The 19,991-nt window shown below is 48.9% G+C and carries 16 protein-coding genes; all 16 read right to left on the reverse strand.

The window, feature by feature from the left end:
• Position 1: 1 nt before the first annotated feature.
• Positions 2-973: an alpha/beta hydrolase gene (locus A3GK_RS0101225; protein WP_155799399.1), complete on the reverse strand. Its 972-nt coding sequence runs from the start codon at positions 971-973 to the stop codon at positions 2-4.
• A gap of 13 nt (positions 974-986) precedes the next feature.
• Entirely contained in the window at positions 987-3,518 is a 2,532-nt protein-coding gene (locus A3GK_RS0101230; RefSeq protein ID WP_018027709.1) for an SUMF1/EgtB/PvdO family nonheme iron enzyme, read from the reverse strand.
• A 634-nt stretch (positions 3,519-4,152) separates the two neighbouring features.
• Positions 4,153-5,328 carry a guanylate kinase gene (gmk, locus tag A3GK_RS0101235; protein WP_018027710.1) on the reverse strand — a complete coding sequence of 392 codons (1,176 nt, stop codon included), beginning with the start codon at positions 5,326-5,328 and terminating at the stop codon, positions 4,153-4,155.
• A gap of 30 nt (positions 5,329-5,358) precedes the next feature.
• Complete coding sequence (locus A3GK_RS0101240) at positions 5,359-6,243, reverse strand: YicC/YloC family endoribonuclease (protein ID WP_026161633.1); 885 nt, start codon at positions 6,241-6,243, stop codon at positions 5,359-5,361.
• A 14-nt stretch (positions 6,244-6,257) separates the two neighbouring features.
• Positions 6,258-9,590 (reverse strand): preprotein translocase subunit SecA, encoded by a 3,333-nt coding sequence (gene secA, locus A3GK_RS0101245; RefSeq protein WP_018027712.1) that lies wholly within the window; start codon positions 9,588-9,590, stop codon positions 6,258-6,260.
• Positions 9,591-9,633: 43 nt separating this feature from the next.
• Entirely contained in the window at positions 9,634-11,190 is a 1,557-nt protein-coding gene (locus tag A3GK_RS0101250; protein ID WP_018027713.1) for an alkaline phosphatase family protein, read from the reverse strand.
• Positions 11,183-12,337 carry a lipoprotein N-acyltransferase Lnb domain-containing protein gene (locus tag A3GK_RS0101255; protein WP_018027714.1) on the reverse strand — a complete coding sequence of 385 codons (1,155 nt, stop codon included), beginning with the start codon at positions 12,335-12,337 and terminating at the stop codon, positions 11,183-11,185. The genes A3GK_RS0101250 and A3GK_RS0101255 overlap by 8 nt, the downstream gene beginning before the upstream one ends.
• A complete protein-coding gene (locus A3GK_RS0101260; RefSeq protein ID WP_018027715.1) occupies positions 12,334-13,683 on the reverse strand; it encodes a methyltransferase RsmF C-terminal domain-like protein in 1,350 nt (449 codons plus the stop codon). Before A3GK_RS0101260 ends, A3GK_RS0101255 begins: the two co-directional genes overlap by 4 nt.
• 11 nt (positions 13,684-13,694) lie before the next feature.
• Positions 13,695-15,122 (reverse strand): DUF3078 domain-containing protein, encoded by a 1,428-nt coding sequence (locus tag A3GK_RS0101265; RefSeq protein ID WP_018027716.1) that lies wholly within the window; start codon positions 15,120-15,122, stop codon positions 13,695-13,697.
• A gap of 152 nt (positions 15,123-15,274) precedes the next feature.
• Complete coding sequence (locus tag A3GK_RS0101270; protein ID WP_018027717.1) at positions 15,275-15,931, reverse strand: peptidylprolyl isomerase; 657 nt, start codon at positions 15,929-15,931, stop codon at positions 15,275-15,277.
• A gap of 3 nt (positions 15,932-15,934) precedes the next feature.
• A complete protein-coding gene (locus tag A3GK_RS0101275) occupies positions 15,935-16,696 on the reverse strand; it encodes an RNA methyltransferase (protein ID WP_018027718.1) in 762 nt (253 codons plus the stop codon).
• Entirely contained in the window at positions 16,675-17,352 is a 678-nt protein-coding gene (locus A3GK_RS0101280) for an HAD family hydrolase (RefSeq protein WP_018027719.1), read from the reverse strand. Before A3GK_RS0101280 ends, A3GK_RS0101275 begins: the two co-directional genes overlap by 22 nt.
• The gene (locus A3GK_RS0101285; protein ID WP_018027720.1) at positions 17,342-18,688 is read right to left on the reverse strand and encodes an ATP-dependent DNA helicase; all 1,347 of its coding nucleotides are present in this window, start codon (positions 18,686-18,688) and stop codon (positions 17,342-17,344) included. The genes A3GK_RS0101280 and A3GK_RS0101285 overlap by 11 nt, the downstream gene beginning before the upstream one ends.
• Positions 18,689-18,694: 6 nt before the next feature.
• A complete protein-coding gene (locus tag A3GK_RS0101290; protein WP_244400215.1) occupies positions 18,695-19,300 on the reverse strand; it encodes a C40 family peptidase in 606 nt (201 codons plus the stop codon).
• An 18-nt stretch (positions 19,301-19,318) separates the two neighbouring features.
• The gene (rpmA, locus tag A3GK_RS0101295) at positions 19,319-19,570 is read right to left on the reverse strand and encodes a 50S ribosomal protein L27 (RefSeq protein ID WP_018027722.1); all 252 of its coding nucleotides are present in this window, start codon (positions 19,568-19,570) and stop codon (positions 19,319-19,321) included.
• Positions 19,571-19,595: 25 nt separating this feature from the next.
• A complete protein-coding gene (rplU, locus tag A3GK_RS0101300; protein ID WP_018027723.1) occupies positions 19,596-19,913 on the reverse strand; it encodes a 50S ribosomal protein L21 in 318 nt (105 codons plus the stop codon).
• Between the last annotated feature and the right edge of the window lie 78 nt (positions 19,914-19,991).

Genomic DNA, 19,991 nt, shown 5'->3' on the forward strand with positions numbered 1-19,991 from the left:
TTTAAGGTTCCTTTATCTCAAACGCTGGGAATTCTCCTCTACCTACTTTTACATTTCCTTTGAGGGTGGGGCGTATCCACTTCTCAAAGTAAAGCCCTCCCTCTTTGAAGAAGCTTTCATATTGCCTTTCCCCACAGAGGTAGGCAAGCATCCATGAGGAGACTACAGGCATCACGATATGGTAATTCTCATATTCTTTGCCCTCTTTATTTCGCCAATCATTGTGGTGTGTCCCCTTCATAGAAAAGAAGACCCGTTTATTTTTCTTAAGTGTCTGATAAAACTCATAGCCACCAATGGGCTCATTGACTTCATCTACTTCTCCAGAGATGATGAGTGTAGCATTGGGAGTAGCAGAAACGTCGCAACCTAGCTTATCCTTTCCTCCAGCCACCGCATCGGATATGAAGTTGGTGGTGCCGTGATAGGGCATCAAGCTCACTACGGTCTTGATCTTACCCCGCAGTCCATTAGGCTTCTCCATCGCTGCCGAAAAGAGTACCCCCGTGCCACCCATTGAGTGCCCGAGTAGTCCAATTCTCTGGAAGTCGACCCTATTATGTATCTTGGAACCAGGGCGCCGATTCTCTCCTTCGAGTAGCGTGTAGGCTGCGATGATGCCGTCCAACCATTGAAAAGGCTGATTCTGATCCATGGCGGTATAAACGAGTACCAGCATGCCGTGCGAGGCGAGTAATTGTGCAGTGTCGTGCATCTGCTCTTTGTATGCTGCCCAACCATGTACCACTATGACTACGGGGAGCTTGCCCATTTTGCCTATCGGTAGATAGATGTTGGGGACATCTTTCATATATTCTTCGTCAAAGGAGTAGACTGGATCGGCGACATCCTCTATTGCATACTTGCCATTGCTCCACCAATTCTCCTGTAGCTCCTGCCCATATAGAGGCCTGGAGCCTCCTATCATTAGGAGTGTAAAGAGGAGTAGGGTTGTTATTATATTGGGTCTCATAGGTTTCGCTTACTTAGTTGGTTGTCTTTACATTACGGACGATTCGGAAGCCGATCAATTTATTGGTCCGATCAGGTAGGTGCTTCTTACGGTAATCCACTTTTAGGAATTCCTTCCTAGCGTGGAAGCTTCCGCCCTTCAATACCTTATAGGTACCACTCGCTGGACCATTGTCACGCTCGTAGGTGCGCTCTCCGTACCAGTCTTCCACCCATTCCCATACATTGCCACTCATGTCGTAGATGCCCAGCTCATTAGGCTTCTTGCCTCCTACAGGTTTAGTGCCATATTCAGGATTGGTAAATGCTTGCCAAACCTTAGGATTGAGGTTGGCCTGAGCTCCCAGCATCGCATTATCTCTAAACCAAGCATAGTTGCCAAAGAGAATAGGACCGATGTTGCTCTTTTGGGCTATATTTGTGTCGTTGGCTCCACTTGCTACTGTGGCTATCCATATCCACTCTGCCTCGGTGGGGAGGCGGTAGCCATTGGCATTGGGGTCGCGTGTCACCTGCTCGGGGGTGTCACCTGTGATGGTGTAGACGGGGGTTAGACCATCCTTTTCGCTCAGTTGATTGCAGAAACGTATGGCGTCCATCCAAGTGATCGATTCTACAGGTCTTTCACCAGCATTGGCACGAATGACTCCCTTAAAGTTATTGCCAGCGAACCGAGATTGGTCTGGGTCGGAAAAGTAGGAGGGGTTACTGCCCATCACCTTCTGATACTCAGCCTGAGTAATTGGGTGCTTTGCTACGTAGAGATTTTGTATCTTGATCCCCTCTGGCGTTGATCTCAGAGTGCTTCGTGCGGTGCTGACGCCTCCTTTGAAGGTAAAGTACTCTGGGCGAGTTCCACCGGTACCAGGGACATAGAATAGTTCACTGCCAGTAGTACTAGAGAATACTCCTGAGGTAAGAATGGCATACAGCTCTACATTGCTATCAAAAACAGTCTCCATGGATACCACTTCCGAGTTGATGGTCGGAGGGGTATCCTTAGTCCACCCTACAAAGCCCCGAGGGTCTTGAGGCTTAAAGATAGTACCTTTCACTGGCTCTAATTCAGGTAGCTCTGGCAAGCAACCCTCTTCGGTCAGCTCTAATACCTTATTAATGTTCCATTGATCGCTCTTGAATTGGAAGTTTCGTGGCACCACTAGCGTCGCATAGTACGACTCCAATTTGGCCGTGAGGACAAAGTCATTGGTTAGAGGGTAGGGGAATGTTATCGCCTGTCCCTTGCCGTCTTCCCATCTGATGAGCTTACGTCCAGGCATTTTCACCTCTGGAATATCGCTCTCCTTTAGTTCGGTAGCCTCCTTTGGGATGGAGAATTCCATCCGTTTGCTACCATACTGCATTGTGATAGGCTTTCGCTGATCAGCTTCCAGTTGAAGGTCAATGCCCTTCTCTTTCCAAGGCTCCAGTGATATCTCAAATCCAATCGCTCCACCTAGTATCGGTTCGCCTGGCTTCTCCATTCCGCCCCACGGCTGAGTGCTTACCACTACGCCTGCAGGCAAGTCGGTAGGAACACCCTTGTCCAGCTGTGGCTCCTGATAGCCTGCTCCCTGACTAAAGTCCAGTGTCGCCATATAGTGCATCCCAGGCTTCAACCCTTCAGGCAGGGAGAGAGGTACCGTAGCATAGGCATACTTTCCCTCCTCGAGTGGATAGTACTGAGCTCCTGCAGGCGTGGTGATCCTAAGCAATAGTCCGAGATAGGTCCCTTCGTTGTCTGTCGCTTCCCCAGCTTGCTCTGCTCTATTCCATGGCGTAATCGGCTGCGGAATGAGCATAAAGTTGCCCTTGGCACTATTGCCAATCCACTGAGGAGTCTCCCCAAGTGTAATCACCTCGGGAGTAGCTAGTCCGAAGCTCTTAGGAGTGCTTAAATCTGTGTAGTTAGTGAGCTCCTCGCTGAGCTTTATCTCGGTAGGAAGAGTCAAAGTAGCTTGAGATCGTATGCGTGCGATCTTTACGCCAGCTACCTCGACCTTGTAGGCTTCATTGCTATTCTTCGCCTGCACAGAGAGCTGTGAGAGAAGGTGCTTAAAGTAAAGCGGTACCCCCTCTGTACCGTGCTCAGCTACTCGCCCCTTGGTACGTGCTACGAGGAGATCTACCTGCTTCTCCACCTGCTCAGGGGTGATTAGCTTAATGCTCTTGTTTGTAGCTTCTAGGTCGAGTGTGCCATAGTCGCCTAAGCCATTGTACCCAATAAAGTCCAGTTCATAGCTTGGCCACATATGGGTGCTCGCAGTATTCCAAACGCCACTGCTAGCACTAGCATCGGTGGCGGTCACTCGATCTTTGAAGTAGAGCTGCCCCTGTCCGTAAGCTCGGATATTAAAGCCACTCTTGGCTAATGTGGAGGGGGTTTCGTCAGCTCCTTTCAATTGCTGATTGACAAAGGCATGAAACTGTATCTCACTACGAGCCTCAGGCTCATCTATTTCCCTCTGTCGCTGACACCCCACCCACGATAGCACCGATAGGAGTCCTACCACGAGATAAGTGCGAATGGCGATGATTCTGTACATTGACTTCTATTTATGTTGATATTTAAGCACCCCTCTCTCTCTAAGGGAGAGCATTATGTATATGAATGGTGAGCATAGTGGCAAATCGCTAGCTTACTATTCCAATAAAGGCAAGGATTAGGGGCACAACTTTACCAAATGCTCTACAAACTTACCAAATAACCACCGAATTTACAAGCTTTTAACGCATCGTGGGCAGGCTAACATATTAAAATAACCATTTCTCCCTCTCTGAAATTTCAAGCTGTGAGATATGGTGAAAAGCTGTCTAAAAAAGGTCACGGTACCCCCTTTTATAACCGATTAGAGTTCAGTGCTATATAAAGGCATCAGCCGAGATGCAACTAAGCATTTGCTTTGTTGCATCTCGGCAAATGCTTAGTTGCAACTCGCCGATTGCTTAGTTGCATCTCAGCTTTTACCCTACTAGCATGGAGGTTTTTTTGAGGACTTAGAGAGGGGTATTATCTCTGATTGGCTGGGTGATCGTGAAAGCCATTCCCACAAGCCTAGGAACCTTTGTGAGACGGATAAATCTATACTGCCATCAACAGTAGAGTAGATCGCCTTCTCGTAATGGCCTCATAAAAAAAGAGTCCCCAGCCACACTTCAATGGCTGGGGACTCTTTTAACTTAATGCTGTAGCTGGAGGAGCTGGAAGTGGAGCTCTCGGTAGAGGGGGTGGGTGAGTTCTGTAGCGAGGAGGTAGGGGAGTGCCTTGCCCTCTAGTAGCATCCGACGGATTCGGGTGCTGGAGATATGAAAGGTCGGAACCTCTTTGAGGACTTCTACTTTTTCACTCACCTCCCGAGGAGCCTCTTCTACGCTGTATCCTGGGCGTGGGTAGGCGATGATGGGGATCTCTTGGAGGAGTTCATCCGCTTTGTGCCACTTGGGAAGGGTAAGGAGGCTATCGCCACCGATTAGGAGGGTAAAGGAGGTCTTTGGATACTTTTCCTTGAGATGCCGTATGGTATTGATGGTGTAGTAGGGTGGGGTGAGCTCTTCCTCTTCTTGTGACAAGCGTAGCTTGGGGTAGTGTTGGATCAGGTGCTGAATCCACTCTGCCCTAAATGGAGTGGGGAGCTGTGTGCGATCTTCCTTAAAGGGGCTGGCGGGTGTGAGGAGTAACCACACTTCATCGAAGCGATCGGAGTACTTCTCTACCAAATAATTGGCGAGTGAGAGGTGCCCGACGTGCATAGGATTGAATGATCCGGGGAAAAGCAGTACCCGCCTCTGCTCCTCAATAAACCGCTGAATGATCTCTGCTGCTTCGTGGCATGCCACGTCGAGCTGGTCATTAATGATTTTGCGATCAAAGAGTGGGGCATAGCTCAGTTCGGTCTCTGCCTTGGCTAGTCGCTCTGCTATCTTCTCAGGAGAGTCGGTGCCACGCGATTCCAATCGTTGCCGAAGGGTATCCATACTTGGTGGCTGTATGAATAGGGTGAGTGCTTGGTCACCGTAAGCTTTCTTAATATTGAGTGCCCCCTTAACATCGATATCCAGTAGTGCGGTCTCGCCTCGTGCGAGGGTATCATCTATCTCGCTTCTAAGCGTTCCGTAGAAGCAACCTTCGTAGACCTCCTCGTACTCGAGGAAGTCTCCTAGGTCGATGCGTTGCTTAAATTCCTCTGTGGAGAGGAAGTGGTAGTGAATACCATCTTGCTCCTCTCCACGAGGGGCTCTGGAGGTAGCTGATATGGAGAAGTGTCCACGGAGACCGTGTTTGCTGGTCAATTGGTCGATGATGGTACTCTTCCCTGAGCCACTAGGGGCGGAGAATATGATCAGTTTACCAGGCATAGTGCTATGTAATAGGTATAGTGTCGATTGTTAGAGTACATTGAGGACTTGTTCCTTGATCTGCTCTAATTCATCTTTCATCTTAACCACAATCTGTTGGAGCGTGGCGTGGTTGCTCTTGGAGCCTAGGGTATTGATCTCTCGGCCCATCTCTTGTGCGATAAAGCCGAGCTTGCGTCCCTGACCTACCTCCTCGTGATCGAGGGTCTCGATGAAGTACTTGATGTGGTTGCGAAGCCTATTTTTCTCCTCATTCACATCTAGCTTCTCAATGTAGTAGATCATCTCTTGCTCCAAGCGAGAGCGGTCGTACTCAATATCAACATACTTGCTTAGCCCCTCTTCGATCCTTTGCCGAATCTCGGTAATTCGCTCAGCTTCGTATGGATCTACACTATCAAGGAGCTCTGCAATGGTCTTGGCATTCTTCACGAAGCCATCGTAGAGCGACTTGCCCTCTTGTAGTCTAAATTCATTGAGCTTATCACACGCTTCCTCAACCGCCTGCATGGTGATATTCTCGAGGTCTTCAGTCTCTTTTTCGGAGGTGGAGCTCTCGGTGTTCATTACCCCTGGGATATTGAGTACCATACGCAAGGGGTCGGTAGGCAGTGGAATGGTGGTCTCCTCGCTGAACTCCTTAAGTAGTTGCCAATACTTCTGACCCAACTCGCTATTGAGCTGTAGGCTGGGCTCCGTATGTAGCTGCTCAAGGCTGATGAAGATATCAATCTTGCCACGCTGTAGCTTTTGGATAACTCTCTTGCGAGCTGCTAGCTCTATATGGCGTATCTCCTGAGGAAAGCGGAGACTGATATCGGCCTGCTTGCTATTAATAGATCTAATCTCTACGACGATCTTCTGATTGGAGGTGGAGGCTTCGGCCTTTCCGAAGCCTGTCATGGAATGTATCATAGCTTATCTATCTATTAAAGGTTGCGGCCGTGACAATTCTTGAACTTCTTACCACTTCCACAAGGGCATGGATCGTTGCGACCAATCTTTTGCTCCGCAATATATGGCTGCTGCTTTTGAGGTTGTTGGCTTGCGGCTTGGCCAGCCTCATAGCGTGCTTGCTGTGCTGCCTCGTAGTCGTCCTTTTGCTCTTGATAGCGTCTGCGTCTATTGGCTAGTGGGTCTTCACGCTGTTCACGCACTTCTACTCTACGCTGCTCATCCTCTTGCTGCGGAGCGATATTGACGTGACCACGCATGATGATCTCAGAGGCCTTTTGATTCATCTCTATTACCATAGAGCGGAATAGTTCGTAAGCCTCTACCTTGAAGATAACTAGTGGGTCTTTATTTTCGTAAGAAACGTTGCGGACCGCATTCTGTAGCTCGTCCATGGCGAGTAGGTGACGCTCCCATGCCTCATCAATGGTGTAGAGAAGAATGGTCTTTTGGAATGCTTTGGCAACACTCTTGCCCTCGGTCTCTACTGCCTCCTTGAGGTTGGTAACTACGTTGTAGCCTAGTCGGCCGTCGGTCACTGGTATCGCGATGCGCTCTACATTATCACCGTGCTGATCGTAGAAGGCTTTGAGTACAGGATAGGTCACTTCGGCCATACGTTCCGAGCGACGCTTGAGGTTGGCAATCACCTCCTCCATGATGGCATCTACCAACTGGTCTGGATTACTACGCCTATACTGCTCCTCGGTGATAGGTAGCTCGGTGGAGAAGGCCTTGAAGACACTTTGCTTGAACTCCTCAAAAGGTATATCTGGAGCACCATCGGTAAGGCTTTCTGCCGTCTGGGTAAGGGTGTTGAGCACGTCTAGGCCAATACGCTCGCCCATCAGAGCGTGATTACGACGGGTGTAGATGACCTTACGCTGTGCATTCTTTACGTCGTCGTAGTCAAGCAGATGCTTACGGACTCCGTAGTTATTCTCCTCTACTTTCTTCTGTGCGTTCTCTACCTGCTTGGATAGTTGCTTGCTCTCGAGCATATCGTCATCCTTTAGTCCCATAGTAGAAAGGATTCTAGCCATTCTATCAGAACCAAATAGACGCATCAACTTATCCTCAAAGGAGATGAAGAAAACTGACGAACCAGGGTCGCCCTGACGACCAGCACGACCACGTAGCTGTCTATCTACACGACGACTCTCGTGACGCTCGGTGCCGATAATGGCGAGACCACCAGCCTCTTTCACCTCAGGGGAGAGCTTGATATCGGTACCACGACCCGCCATGTTGGTGGCGATGGTGACGGTACTCTTCTTACCTGCCTCTGCCACAATCTCTGCCTCCTTTTGGTGGAGCTTGGCATTGAGGACTTGGTGAGGAATCTTACGGAGTGTGAGCATCTTGCTGAGCAACTCGGAGGTCTCTACCGAGGTGGTACCAACAAGGACTGGGCGTCCCTCGCCGATTAGTCGCTCAATCTCATCGATAATAGCGGCATACTTTGCTCGAGCGGTCTTGTAGATACGGTCGTTCTCATCGATACGAGCAATAGGTCTATTGGTTGGAATCACCACCACATCTAGTTTGTAGATATCCCAAAACTCCTTAGCCTCAGTCTCGGCGGTACCTGTCATACCTGCCAGCTTGTGGTACATACGGAAGTAGTTTTGGAGTGTGATGGTTGCCTTGGTCTGAGAGGCTGCCTCCACCTTTACATGCTCCTTTGCCTCAATAGCTTGATGGAGCCCATCGGAGTAGCGACGGCCATCCATGATACGGCCTGTCTGCTCATCCACAATCATCACCTTATTATCCATCACCACATATTGGTCGTCACGCTCGAAGAGGGTGTAGGCCTTAAGTAGCTGCTGCACGGTGTGTACACGCTCACTCTTGATAGAGTAATCGGTGAGGAGCTGATCTTTCTTCTCACTCTTTTCAGCCTCTGTGAGGGATTCATTCTCTAGAGCCGATAATTGAGAAGCGATATCTGGTAGGACGAAGAAGGTTGGGTCTTCGTTTTTACCCGAAAGAAGATCAATACCCTTATCAGTGAGCTCTATCTGATTATTTTTCTCATCAATCACGAAGTAAAGGTCGTCGGTGACGATATGCATTTGGCGGTTGTTGTCGGCCATATAGATCGCCTCGGTATCTAGCATACCTGCCTTGATGCCCTCCTCGCTGAGGTACTTGATGAGGGCTTTGTTTTTGGGCAGTCCCTTAAAGCTACGGTAGAGCTTGAGAAATCCCTCTTCGCGCTCTTTCTTATCTTCGCTAGCAATTTGCTTGCGTGCCTCGGTAAGCAGACGGCTAGCAAGGGTTTTCTGTGCATTGACTACCAACTCCACATCGCCTCTGAACTCCTCAAACATCTGATCGCCCTTGCTCTCTACTGGACCAGAGATGATAAGTGGGGTACGAGCATCGTCAATAAGCACTGAGTCGACCTCGTCGACAATGGCGTAATTGTGCTTCCGCTGCACGAGATCGGCAGGGGTGCGAGCCATATTATCACGAAGGTAGTCGAAGCCAAATTCATTGTTGGTACCGAAGGTGATATCACAATTGTAAGCACGAAGGCGCTCCGGTGAATTGGGCTGATACTTATCGATACAATCTACGCTGATGCCATGGAACATATAGATAGGTCCCATCCACTCGGCGTCACGCTTGGAGAGGTAGTCGTTGACGGTCACCACGTGAACTCCGTTGCCAGTAAGGGCATTGAGGAATACAGGAAGAGTGGCCACTAAGGTCTTTCCCTCTCCAGTTGCCATCTCGGCAATCTTACCTTGGTGCAACACCACACCTCCTATGAGCTGCACATCGTAGTGAACCATATCCCACTTGGTGAGGTTACCTCCTGCCATCCACTCATTCTTGTAGATCGCCTTATCGCCTTCTATGTGTACGAAGTCATGATTGACGGAGAGGTCGCGGTCAAACTGTGTCGCGGTGACCGTCATCTCCTCGTTGTCGGCAAAACGCTGTGCCGTACTCTTGACAATGGCAAAGACCTCGGGGAGCACCTCATTGAGCTTACCTTCCATCTTGTCGAGGATTGTCTCCTCTAGCTTATCAATTTGCTCCCAAGCAGCTTCACGCTCCGATAGGTCCAGCTCGTCAATCCCTTTTTTAAGCTCTTGGATCTGCTGACGCTCTGGCTTCACCTCATCTTGAATGCTTTGGCGAATTTGTGCTGTACGCTCACGAAGTTGATCGTGAGAAAGTGCTTTCACCTGCTCGTACTGCTCCTTAATTTTATCTACAATCGGAGTAATCTCTTTGAGGTCTCGCTGTGATTTGTTGCCAAATATCTTGGTAATAAAGTCTAAAAATCCCATATATATCGTTGTTGTCTATTATCTTTAATTCTGTCGGTTATCGCTATCTCAAAATAGAGCGTGGCGTGGGTGGTCTGATTCGGAGAATCCACGCAATCTTGGTAGAGACTTCTCTGAGATCGAGCGGGGTATCTATCTTTTCAGCCTCGACGCTGGGGTACATAATTACAGTAGTGGTAGGGGTCGCCGTCATTCGGTACTTCGCGACTCCTTTTTCGGTAGAGAGGTCTTGGGCTGTCCAACTGGGAAGCAGACCGAAGATCACATCGGGCCGATTGGCATTGGTGGCACTATTGAGTGCCGTGAGCCAAGTAGCATTGTCGCTATTGGCAATCGCTTGATCTCGCAACCGATGCTCTTCAATGGCATAAGAGATGCCACTAAACTCTAGTAGAAAGTCACTAACGGCACTCTGAATCTCCTTAAGATGAAGCTTTGGATTGCTTTTGATGGTCTCTCTATTGAGATAGACCGCCCCAGTAGGGGTGATCTCCTCCACTAGTCCTTGCACCCCATACTCTGCATGCAGGTACATATTGACTAGTGCTAGGCAACGATCGGGCTTGAATAGCCTGCGATCGTCTATAACTGTAGAAGGATATTCCCTCGACATGCCATTCCCTGTTAGGATAACAAGGGTGGACTTGTCATCAACTAATTGTAGCAACGAAGCTATCGTCCGATCCAGTCGGAAGTAGCTCTCAATAGTCTCTCTTGAAAAACCTTGAGCTGCTTTATTGGCATTGCCTACCGTGAGGTGTAGCGAAAGAAGGTCGGGCGTCTCGTCTTTGCCTAGCTGAGTGCTTTCAAAGAGTTTGCGGGCAAGGGAAACCACTTCGTCATTGACGAGTGGGCTATCCTTAAAGTCCGTAATATCGCTTGTCGTCTTGCGGAAGCTATGGTTAAAGGAACTGGTGGTGGGAATACGGGATTGGGTCGATAGAGGTTGCCACGTTATCCCACTGCTAAGCCGTGTTGGCAGAGATGAAGTGCCAGAGTTGGTTTTATCAATATACCAAGGGAACTCCCTTGAGTAGTAGGTGCTACTGGCCCATCTTGCAGAGTACCCATCAATCCAGTAAGCGGCATCGCCATAGACCCCAGCCCCGATAATTGCCTCCTCTGCTCGAGGAGCGATGCTATAGACGAGCGATTTAGAGCCATAGGCGCTTTTGAGATTATCCCCGAGGGTAGGTGAGGTGAGGGCCAAGGGCGAATAGTTGCCAGAAGTGGCATACCCCAGGTAGTTCTTGTCTTGAAGGATTGAGTTCGTTGGGACTCTCCTCCCACTTCGCTCCTTCAGGGTTGGCTGTCGCTCAGAAATACCAGAAGCCGAAGCAAGAGCTCCAGTGTGGATGATAGCTTCGGAGGCAGTTGCATCAGCACTCAGTAGAGGGGATTGAACTTCGCTGTAGACTCTTCCCTTAGAAAGCAAGCGATTAACCCCATCATGGGGCATCTCCTTAGAGAGCTCCTCCAGTAGATCGCTTCGGAGCTCCTCCACGGTGATGAGTAGCACCAATCGGGGGGTCTGTGCTTGTAGCACACCCACCTGACAAAGGGTAAAGAGCGAGACCAGCCCTGTAAGTAACTTATTCATCTGTACGTGCCTCATTTCTGCAGGCTCTCCATCTATCTATCTGATTCCACGCCACTACCAATGCAAGTACTGGAAGGTCTATTGGTAGCCTTTGGAAGGTACTTGATAGGAGGTAGAGAGCTATGGCTACAAAGTTACAAAAATAGAGCCACTTATTGGAACTATGACATTTTTTCCTGCCATGGGTGAATACCAACCATAGCCAAAAGGGATGCAGGAATAGCATATTGGCATTGGGCCAAGTGTGTGGGTGCTCAGAAAAGATGGCTAAAAACCAAACGGTCACTCCACCAATAGTCAGTAGCGCATATAGCACCTTCTCGCTGACGACGCGTGCTTTATCCCATTTGCCCCACTTGAGTAGGTAGAGGTAGAGCCCAATTAAAAGAAAGACAATGAGCGGGAAATGGCACTTCTCCACTGGGTTATTGATGACCCGCGTCTGTGGCACCCAAGTAGTCTTTTTGGTTACCAAAAGTTCGCCAGTGTCAACACGCCGTGCGGTGTCCATCTCTTGGGCCAATAACTCTGGTAAAAAGCCGGCATCCCTAAGGCTCATCTGTCGGTCGCTCTTCCAGCCAAGGCAGATATCGGCTCCTAGAGTGTACCAAATGGCAGTGTGGCTTTTGCCCCTAATCGCCTCTCTAAATGTAGGAAGCTGATCTAAGGGGAAGTCGTACCTTAGTCCACCTACCGCCTCTTCTATCATATCCCTAGGGCGCGTGGCACAATTATCAAAGTAGAAATTGTACTGATAGTCTCTATTCTCCGGCAGTGCATTCCAATTGAGCTTGTCCGAAAGCAATGTTGCTTCCTCATCTGTGAGGGCAAGCTCTTGCTCTACTACTTCTCTTCCTTGTGCCGAGTACTCCCAAAGAAAGTCTTGGAACGTGGTCACCCCTAGTGAGTACATCGGCTTACCAATCATAAAGTTGATAAGGAAGTTTTTCTGCTCTAACGAGAAGTAACCATAATTATATACCAAGTCGGCATCTCCATACTGCACGCGTAGAGCAGTGTGTCCATAGAGATAAAACACATACTCGTCGGTAGGTCCGCAAGTGAGCAGACTTATTCGAGGGGCTTCTGCATAGGCATTAGACAAGCCCAGGAATAGAGTGATGAGTAGTAGGTATTTCTTTATCATAAGGTTATCCAATTGGGAATGTCTTTTGTGGTTAATGAGCTATTGCGGAGAGCCAAGTGCCGTGGATAAAGGTTATTAGCTCTATTCCCCACCTGCTTGATAAAGCCAAGTGGTATACCTTGATAGGTGAGGAGATTGATGCCACGCTCACTCTCAATATTGAGTACCTCCCGCTTTAGAAATTGAAGCACCTCCACATCGGTCGCTTCATATCTTGGAAAGGGGGCTTTAGTTGCCAATGGTGCACTGCTCGCCCAGCCGTGTGCTGGGAGAAAGTCTTTGCCCTTTTGCGTACCAAGTGGCACGCCTGCCGTGAGTACTTGTACCCCTTTGAGCAATGATAATACCTCTTGCCCAGCTTTACTCAGATAATACCACGTACCGCGGTGCTCATATAGATTTTCTCTCTCAAATAGCGAGGCAAGCAATGGAGGAGTAGTAGAGGTTGTTTGAGGTTTACCTGCTTTTGGGGTGGTATCCCCTCCGCACTTCTCTACGGCAAAAATAGTTAGCCCTTCCCCCTCGACACGATGTGGCATCAGGCTATAAACGCCCTCCTCTCGCTCCCAAATACCCCATTCCGTTGGAAGGTCAATGCGTAGCAACTTGAGTGGATATTTGCTTTGGAGGTAGTGGAGTTGCTCCTCATTTTCTTCCCTGTTGTAGGTGCAGGTGCTATATATCAGGTGGCCTCCCTCTTCCAGCATCATCCACGCCTCGTCTAGGATCTCTCGTTGCCTAAGCGTGCATAGCGAGATATTGGCTTCTGACCAATTCTCAAGAGCTGCTGGCTCCTTTCTAAACATTCCCTCACCCGAGCAAGGGGCATCCACCAATATCAGATCGGCCGTTAGCCCCGTAGCTCTCAGCTTTTGTGGAGAAGCCGAGGTGACGAGGGTCTCCTCCAGGCCATAGCGGGTAAGGTTTTCAAGAAGTATCTGAGCACGCTTGGCCTCTAACTCATTCGAAATGAGTAGCGTGTCGGTAGGGAGGTAGCTCCTCAGTAGGCTACTTTTGCCCCCAGGTGCAGCACACAAGTCAATAGCCCGTGATGGGGCAAGGCGAAGTTGCTGGATGAACTGAGCCAAAACCATCGACGAAGCTTCCTGTACATAGTACGCTCCGGCATGCCAAAGTGGGTCAGCTCCAAAAAGGACGGCAGCATCAACATACCGGCCCAACGAACACCAAGGCACAGTACGCAAGCTACTCCGAAAGCTCTTAGCAGGGTGGAGCCGGATAGAGGATGCCAATGGAGTAGTTAGTGCTTGGCTCAATTGGGAAAGTACCTCCGCACCAAACTGTTTGGTAAAACGCTTTTCAAAGCCCTCCGGTAGCGTAAGCATAGAGAGTTGGCTTAGATCTTGTAAGCAAATCCTATGCTGAGTAGCTCATTGTACTGCAGAAGGTTTTTGAAGTTCTTTACATCACCGGCTGGTAGTATCACGCTATCATCAAAGCGCGTATTGAGGGTCATCCTTAGGCTAAAGAACTGATTGAATGAGTAGCTAAGGGTGTTGTCAAACTCCATTTCCACGTGCTTGTAGGATGTGTTGTAGAATAGCCGTGACGTCCAATTAAGCGATGACGAAAAGTCCCAATTGAGGTCCAATCGTACTGAGGAGCCGTAGCGGAAACGATACTTTTGGTCGGGCTGGAGACCGATACGACCCTTGTCAATATCATCGCTGTAAGTGTAAACAAAGTCCATACCGACTGGAGCGATGTTGGCACTAAATCTAAACCTTGCGAAGGGGTTCCCTCTAAACTTCTTTAGGTCTAGATCGTACTTCATACCGAGACCACCATCAATGCTAAGCGGAGCAAATGGACGTGTAATCACCTTCCCCTCTGCATCGGTGTTCTTAAGAGCCTGGCTACGAAGCTGAGCCGATACCGTATAGTACCAGTGGTCAAAAGCTTTAACACCGAGGTTGGTATAGGCTCGGAATATATCCTCCCCTATTTTAAGCTGAAGTTTCTCGCCCGTATCTATGTCATTTGTAAAGAGACCAATGCGGTATTCAAGCTCATTGACCCACTTTACAATGTTCTTTTCGTAGGTGGCTTTGTAGTAAAGCCTAGCATTCACATTGAGACTATTGTGCCCACCCTTATGCCAGTTTTTAGAGACTTGGTTTTGGGCAAATTGAGCACTCCCTTCAAAGTTGTGCCACCAATACTTTCGTGCCACCTTTTCAGTGATGATATTATTATTTTCTACATTGATTTGAGGAGCTTCATTGTAGGCGAGCTGACCTTGGTAACCATCCGTTTGGATCTCCGTTGCCTTTATCGCTTCAGGAAGGTCATTGATAGACAACTGTATCAGCCTTGGGTTTCTAAGCATCGCTTGCTCCTTCAGCATCTGAGCCTGTTGCCAGTTTTGCGAGAGCTTGTAGAAGCGACTATTCTCTGCCTGCTGGCTAAAGTTATCTTTAATGATATTATCCCAGATACCCCCCTTGCCCATAGATATGTCAAGTGGCTTTGGCCAATTGATCGATAGTGAACTAAAGGAGTGTGCGTCCATCACCCGTGGAGCATTCAGAAAAGCCATCAGTCGTCGCTGCTCAGGAGATATAGTCTGCTTCTCCGGAGCAAATGGGCGACCAATAATTCTCTTCGCTTCAGAACTAAGTTGTCCCCCTAAAGTGTCATTAAGTAGGATATTAGTAAGAAAGTCGGGCGTGGTTGCAAAGTTCTGTGCCGAGAGCTGTGATGCACCCAATACTCCCACTCCTATAAATGTTGCGGCTCTAAAGAGCTTCCTTAGAATCTTCATATATAATATCTGCTTGTACTGATTGATAATGTAACTATCACAAAGATACCAAGCTCTACTCAGTCCACAAAATAAATCAACGCGAAGAATGCCGTAGGGTTGATGGGGGACAATGAGTGAACTGTTTTTCAGAGAATAAATGTTATGTGGAACTACAGGATTTTGGCGGAGATGATGTAGACCTCCTTAAGGGGGCGATTATTCTCTCCAGTCTCTCTATTTTGTATTTTATCAATAGTCTTAAAGCCGTCCACCAGTTCGCCGAAGACCGTATATTCATTGTCCAGATGCGGGGTGCCCCCTTCCGTCATATATCGTTGCTTCACCTCAGCTGGCATCTCGCCACGCTCCTCCGTTTCGTAAGCCTTCAGTTCCTTCTCGAGGTAAAATTCACCAATCACGATATAAAACTCTATCGGATCGCTCGCCTTGTCGGGATTCTCCTCATCCCCGATTCGAGCGGCTGCAAGTGCTCCCCTCTTGTGGTAGAGCTGAGGGTATCTTATCTCCGCCGGTATCATCTCCGAGTGCCTTGCCTTGAGTGCTTCATATCTCTTTTTGTAGGGCTCCCGAGCATCCCCACCAGCTTGCACCATAAAGTTTTTAATCACTCTATGGAAAAGGAGGTTATCATAGGCCCCCTCCCTCACCAGAGCAAGGAAGTTGTCTCGATGGCGAGGCGTTTCATTGTAGAGTTTTACGGTGAACTTACCCACATTGGTCTTGAATTCCACTTGATGCTCCTGCTCCTGTGCCATGGCACCGAGCGAAAAGAGTAGCGTGGTCAATAATAGAAGTCGACGAAACATGGTCTATGGTTTTATAAGATTGGAAAGTAAAATAGCTGCACTAATAGATACATTGAGCGAGTCACTCACAGCAGAGGGAGCACTCGGTATGGTGAGACAAGTGGTGGCAATCTGTAGCAAATCCTCCGATAGCCCTCGCCCCTCATTGCCCAGAAGTAGCACCGCCCGATCACTCTTCCCCACCGAGGCCTTGCGATAGTCCACCCCCTTCATTGCCGTTGCCATAATTATATCAAAGTGGTGGGGCAGATAGTGGAGCAAATCCACCTCCTCGTGAATGGTCACATTCCCTAGAGCCCCCATACTAGCCTGCACCGTCTTAGCATTAAACGGGTCGGCACACCCCTTGCTGCAAAAGAGGTGCTGAATGCCCAGCCAGTCGCAAAGACGAATGATGGTACCGAGATTGCCTGGATCCTGAACCTCCTCAAGCGCCACTGCCAAACCTCGAACCTCCTCAGGGAGCACAGGCACTTCCGGGCGGTGGAATACCGCCATCAGCTCTTGCCTACTTTGGAGTGTCGATAGCTTCTTTAGTTCTTGTGGTGTGCAGAGCCGACAGCACTCTTCAGGGGCGTCAAAGGGTACCTCCTCGCCACAAAATAGCAACCACTTTAGCCTAAATTGTGGCAAAAGTAGCTCTACACTCTTCATCCCCTCCGCCACGAAAAGCCCCTCCTCCGCTCTGTACTTAGCATACTTGAGAGAGGCGATCACCTTCCGCTCACGCTCCGAGAGCCTTTTTACAGATTGGCACGACACCATACCAGTAGTGCTTTCATATCACAGAAGACCCGATCTGCCCCCTGCTCTCTCATGATGTACTCCCCAATCGGACCCGTCGTCACTGCCAGTACATAGGCACCTGCATCATGGCCACTCTTCACCCCGAGAGGGGCATTTTCAATCACGATAGTATGCTCAGGCTTCGCGCCAAATAGCTCCATTCCCATCAGATAAGGGTCGGGGTGGGGCTTCCCATTTTGCACACTCTCCGCCGTGATGATGTGGTCTTGATGGATATACTCCGCATAGTTTTTAGCGATCCGAGGGTAAGCATTCCCTTGCGTGCTCCCTGTTACCACTGCCATTTCCACCCCCTTCTCCTGAAAGTATTGCATTATCTCCCGTGTGTGCGGAATCAGTTTTAGCTCAAAGTCCTCTCCATTAAAGAGGGCCGTCTTACGCTGATAGATCTCCTGAATTAGTTCAGGGCTGGCCGATTTTTGGAACGTCCTCCGGTAGATCTTATCGATCGTATCTACCCCACGCATCCCCTCATAGAGGTAAAACTCGTCCTGCTCCGCCTCCATCCCATACTCGTCCGAAACCTGCTTCCAGCTTCGCACGTGATAGGGCATTGTATCAAACAACACCCCATCCATATCAAATAGCACCAGTTTTATCTCCCTACCTTCCATCTCTTAGCCTTGAAGTCCAAATAGTGAGATGCTTTGATGCTCTAGTAATCGCTGTATATAATAGCTTTTCTCGCTCCAAAATACTATTGTTGCGCATCATGTCATCATAATCTAGAAAAACCTCCCTGTAAGTAGAGCCCTGCGCCTTGTGAACCGTAAGGGCGTACCGATGCTTGAAGGCGACAAAGGCATTCCTTATCGCATAGAGGTCGCGCCAGTAAAAATCTTTGTTGATAGCCTTTCGGCGCAATGTCTCCATTAGGTCGGCAAATACAAATTCACTCTCCTCATGCAGAATCGGAAAGCTATCATTCACCACATAGTACTTTAGGCGAACCTTTTGTTTGCCTCCATTCTTATCCCACGGGATATCCATCTCCTCGTCGCATACCTCTATATTTTCCACCAACACCTCTTGATTATTGGTATAGACGTATTTATAGGGATCTCCGAAGTCGTCCGTTTCCACCACCTCATAAGGGCGGTCAAAAATAATCGTTTCGCCTATTTCTATCTTACTAGGTTGGTGAAATATCTCTCTCCTCACCTCCTCATTAAAGGCGTTGACGCAAGCATTGGTGTACCCTAGATAGCGTATTCCCAAGTCGTCACGATGCCTCGCAAAGTGGCGGATAATCGCCGACCGATCCTTGGTATAAGAATAACCCAGCCCCTCCGCATTCACATGATCCTGAAAGTTATTTAGCTGGTAGATATCGTTGGAAAGAGGAATAATTGGGTTTTCAGCTGCCTGGCGTATGATCTCCTTCAGAGAGAGCCGGAAATAACCTTTGGTGAAAACTGGAGAGGTATCCTCATTCACAGGCGGTAGCTGCTTGATATCCCCTATGAAGATCACTTTGAGGTGGCGCTCCTCTTCAATTCGCTCCTCTACATATTGGAGTAGGTCAGCCCCGATCATTGATGCCTCATCCACCACCAAGATAGTGGCACCACCAAGCTTATTCTCCCTATTGCTTTTATCAGGAGTAAAGATCTCCGCACCACTCTTCTCGTCGATAGAATAACGAAGGCGAAGTGCCGAGTGGAGTGTGCAGTAGTCTGTGTAGGTCGCTTTGCTAGTAGCTCCCTTCTCCCTAAGCACCTCCACCGCTTTATTGGTCGGGGCAGTCATGATCGCCTTGTAGCTTTTTCCCGTTGCCGCTTTAAGCTTCGATTGAAGTGCTTCGACGATCCAGGCAATCAAAGTGGTCTTACCAGTACCTGCCGATCCTTCAAGCAAAAGAGTGCTATGGTCTGAAGCCGATAGATAGCTCACCGCTTCGGTAAGTACTTCACTCTGCTCCCCTGTCGGCTTCTTTGCACTCTCCCTCATAGCTGGTTACAGCACCCGGCCTCCCCCAATATAGGTGCGTCTGTAGTATGGTTCGTTGAGACTGCTGATGATCACACCCTGCTTGGTAGTCGCGTGCACAAATAGATCATTCTTTAGGTAGACCCCCACATGGCTAGCTCTACCACCGCGACGGTTATTGATATTGAAAAAGACCAAGTCCCCCTCATTCAAGTGACGCTTATCCACCCTCCGACTATTGGCCATCAGTGTGGCAGAAGAGTGACGCCCAAGATCTTTATTATAGACCGCCTTATAGAGTTGCCAGACAAAGCCACTGCAGTCGGTCCCTTTCCTCGTGGTGCCTCCAAAGCGGTAGGGAGTCCCCTTCCACTCATCGGCAAAGCTGTAGAGCTCCAAATTATCCTCTGGTAGCTCAATGTTGATCTTTAGGTCTTTAGATAGTTCCGAGGCGAGCTCCTGTGTCTCCATTGGGTAGATCTCCCTCGAAATGGTGCCAGAGGGAAGAAGCACCCTCCTCACTGGCTCTCTATAAGTACGGCAGGAGGTGCTTCCCATCGCCATGATGAGAAGCACCGCCAACCATATTCTTAGCCACTTATGGCCTATGTGGTGATTCAAGATCACCCTCACACTCTGAGTTAAAGGGGGTTAAGCCTCAATAGAGACTTTAGACCTATCTCCCTTGTGAGTAGTAAAGACCACCTTGCCATCTACAAGAGCATAAAGTGTGTGGTCCTTACCCATTCCTACGTTAGTACCTGGGTGATGCTTTGTGCCACGCTGGCGAACGATGATATTGCCAGCCTTTACAAACTCACCGCCAAACTTCTTCACGCCAAGTCGTTTGCTTTCCGACTCGCGTCCGTTCTTAGAGCTACCTACACCTTTTTTATGTGCCATTTCTCTTTCCTTTCTTCCTTTTTGATTATCCTACAATCTCCTTCACGCTAAGCTGGGTAAACTGCTGTCTGTGACCGTTCAGCTTGCGATACCCTTTCCTACGCTTCTTGTGGAAAACAAGTACCTTCTTACCCTTTACTAGTGGGCGAATCACTTCGCAAACTACCTTAGCACCCTCCACTGTTGGAGCACCTACACGCACCTCACCATCTTGGTCGAGGAGCAGTACCTTTTCAAATTCTAGAGAATCACCCTCGGCAACATCCTTAATGTGATGCACAAATAGCCTCTGATCCTTCTCTACCTTGAATTGCTGTCCTTGAATCTCTACGATCCCGTACATAATCTAAAATCCGATTTCTATATGATACCCAGTGGGTGTGTGCCACCTTTCAGCACCGCTTACAAGACCCAACACGGA

The organism is Porphyromonas somerae DSM 23386, assembly GCF_000372405.1.
Lineage (GTDB): Bacteria > Bacteroidota > Bacteroidia > Bacteroidales > Porphyromonadaceae > Porphyromonas_A > Porphyromonas_A somerae.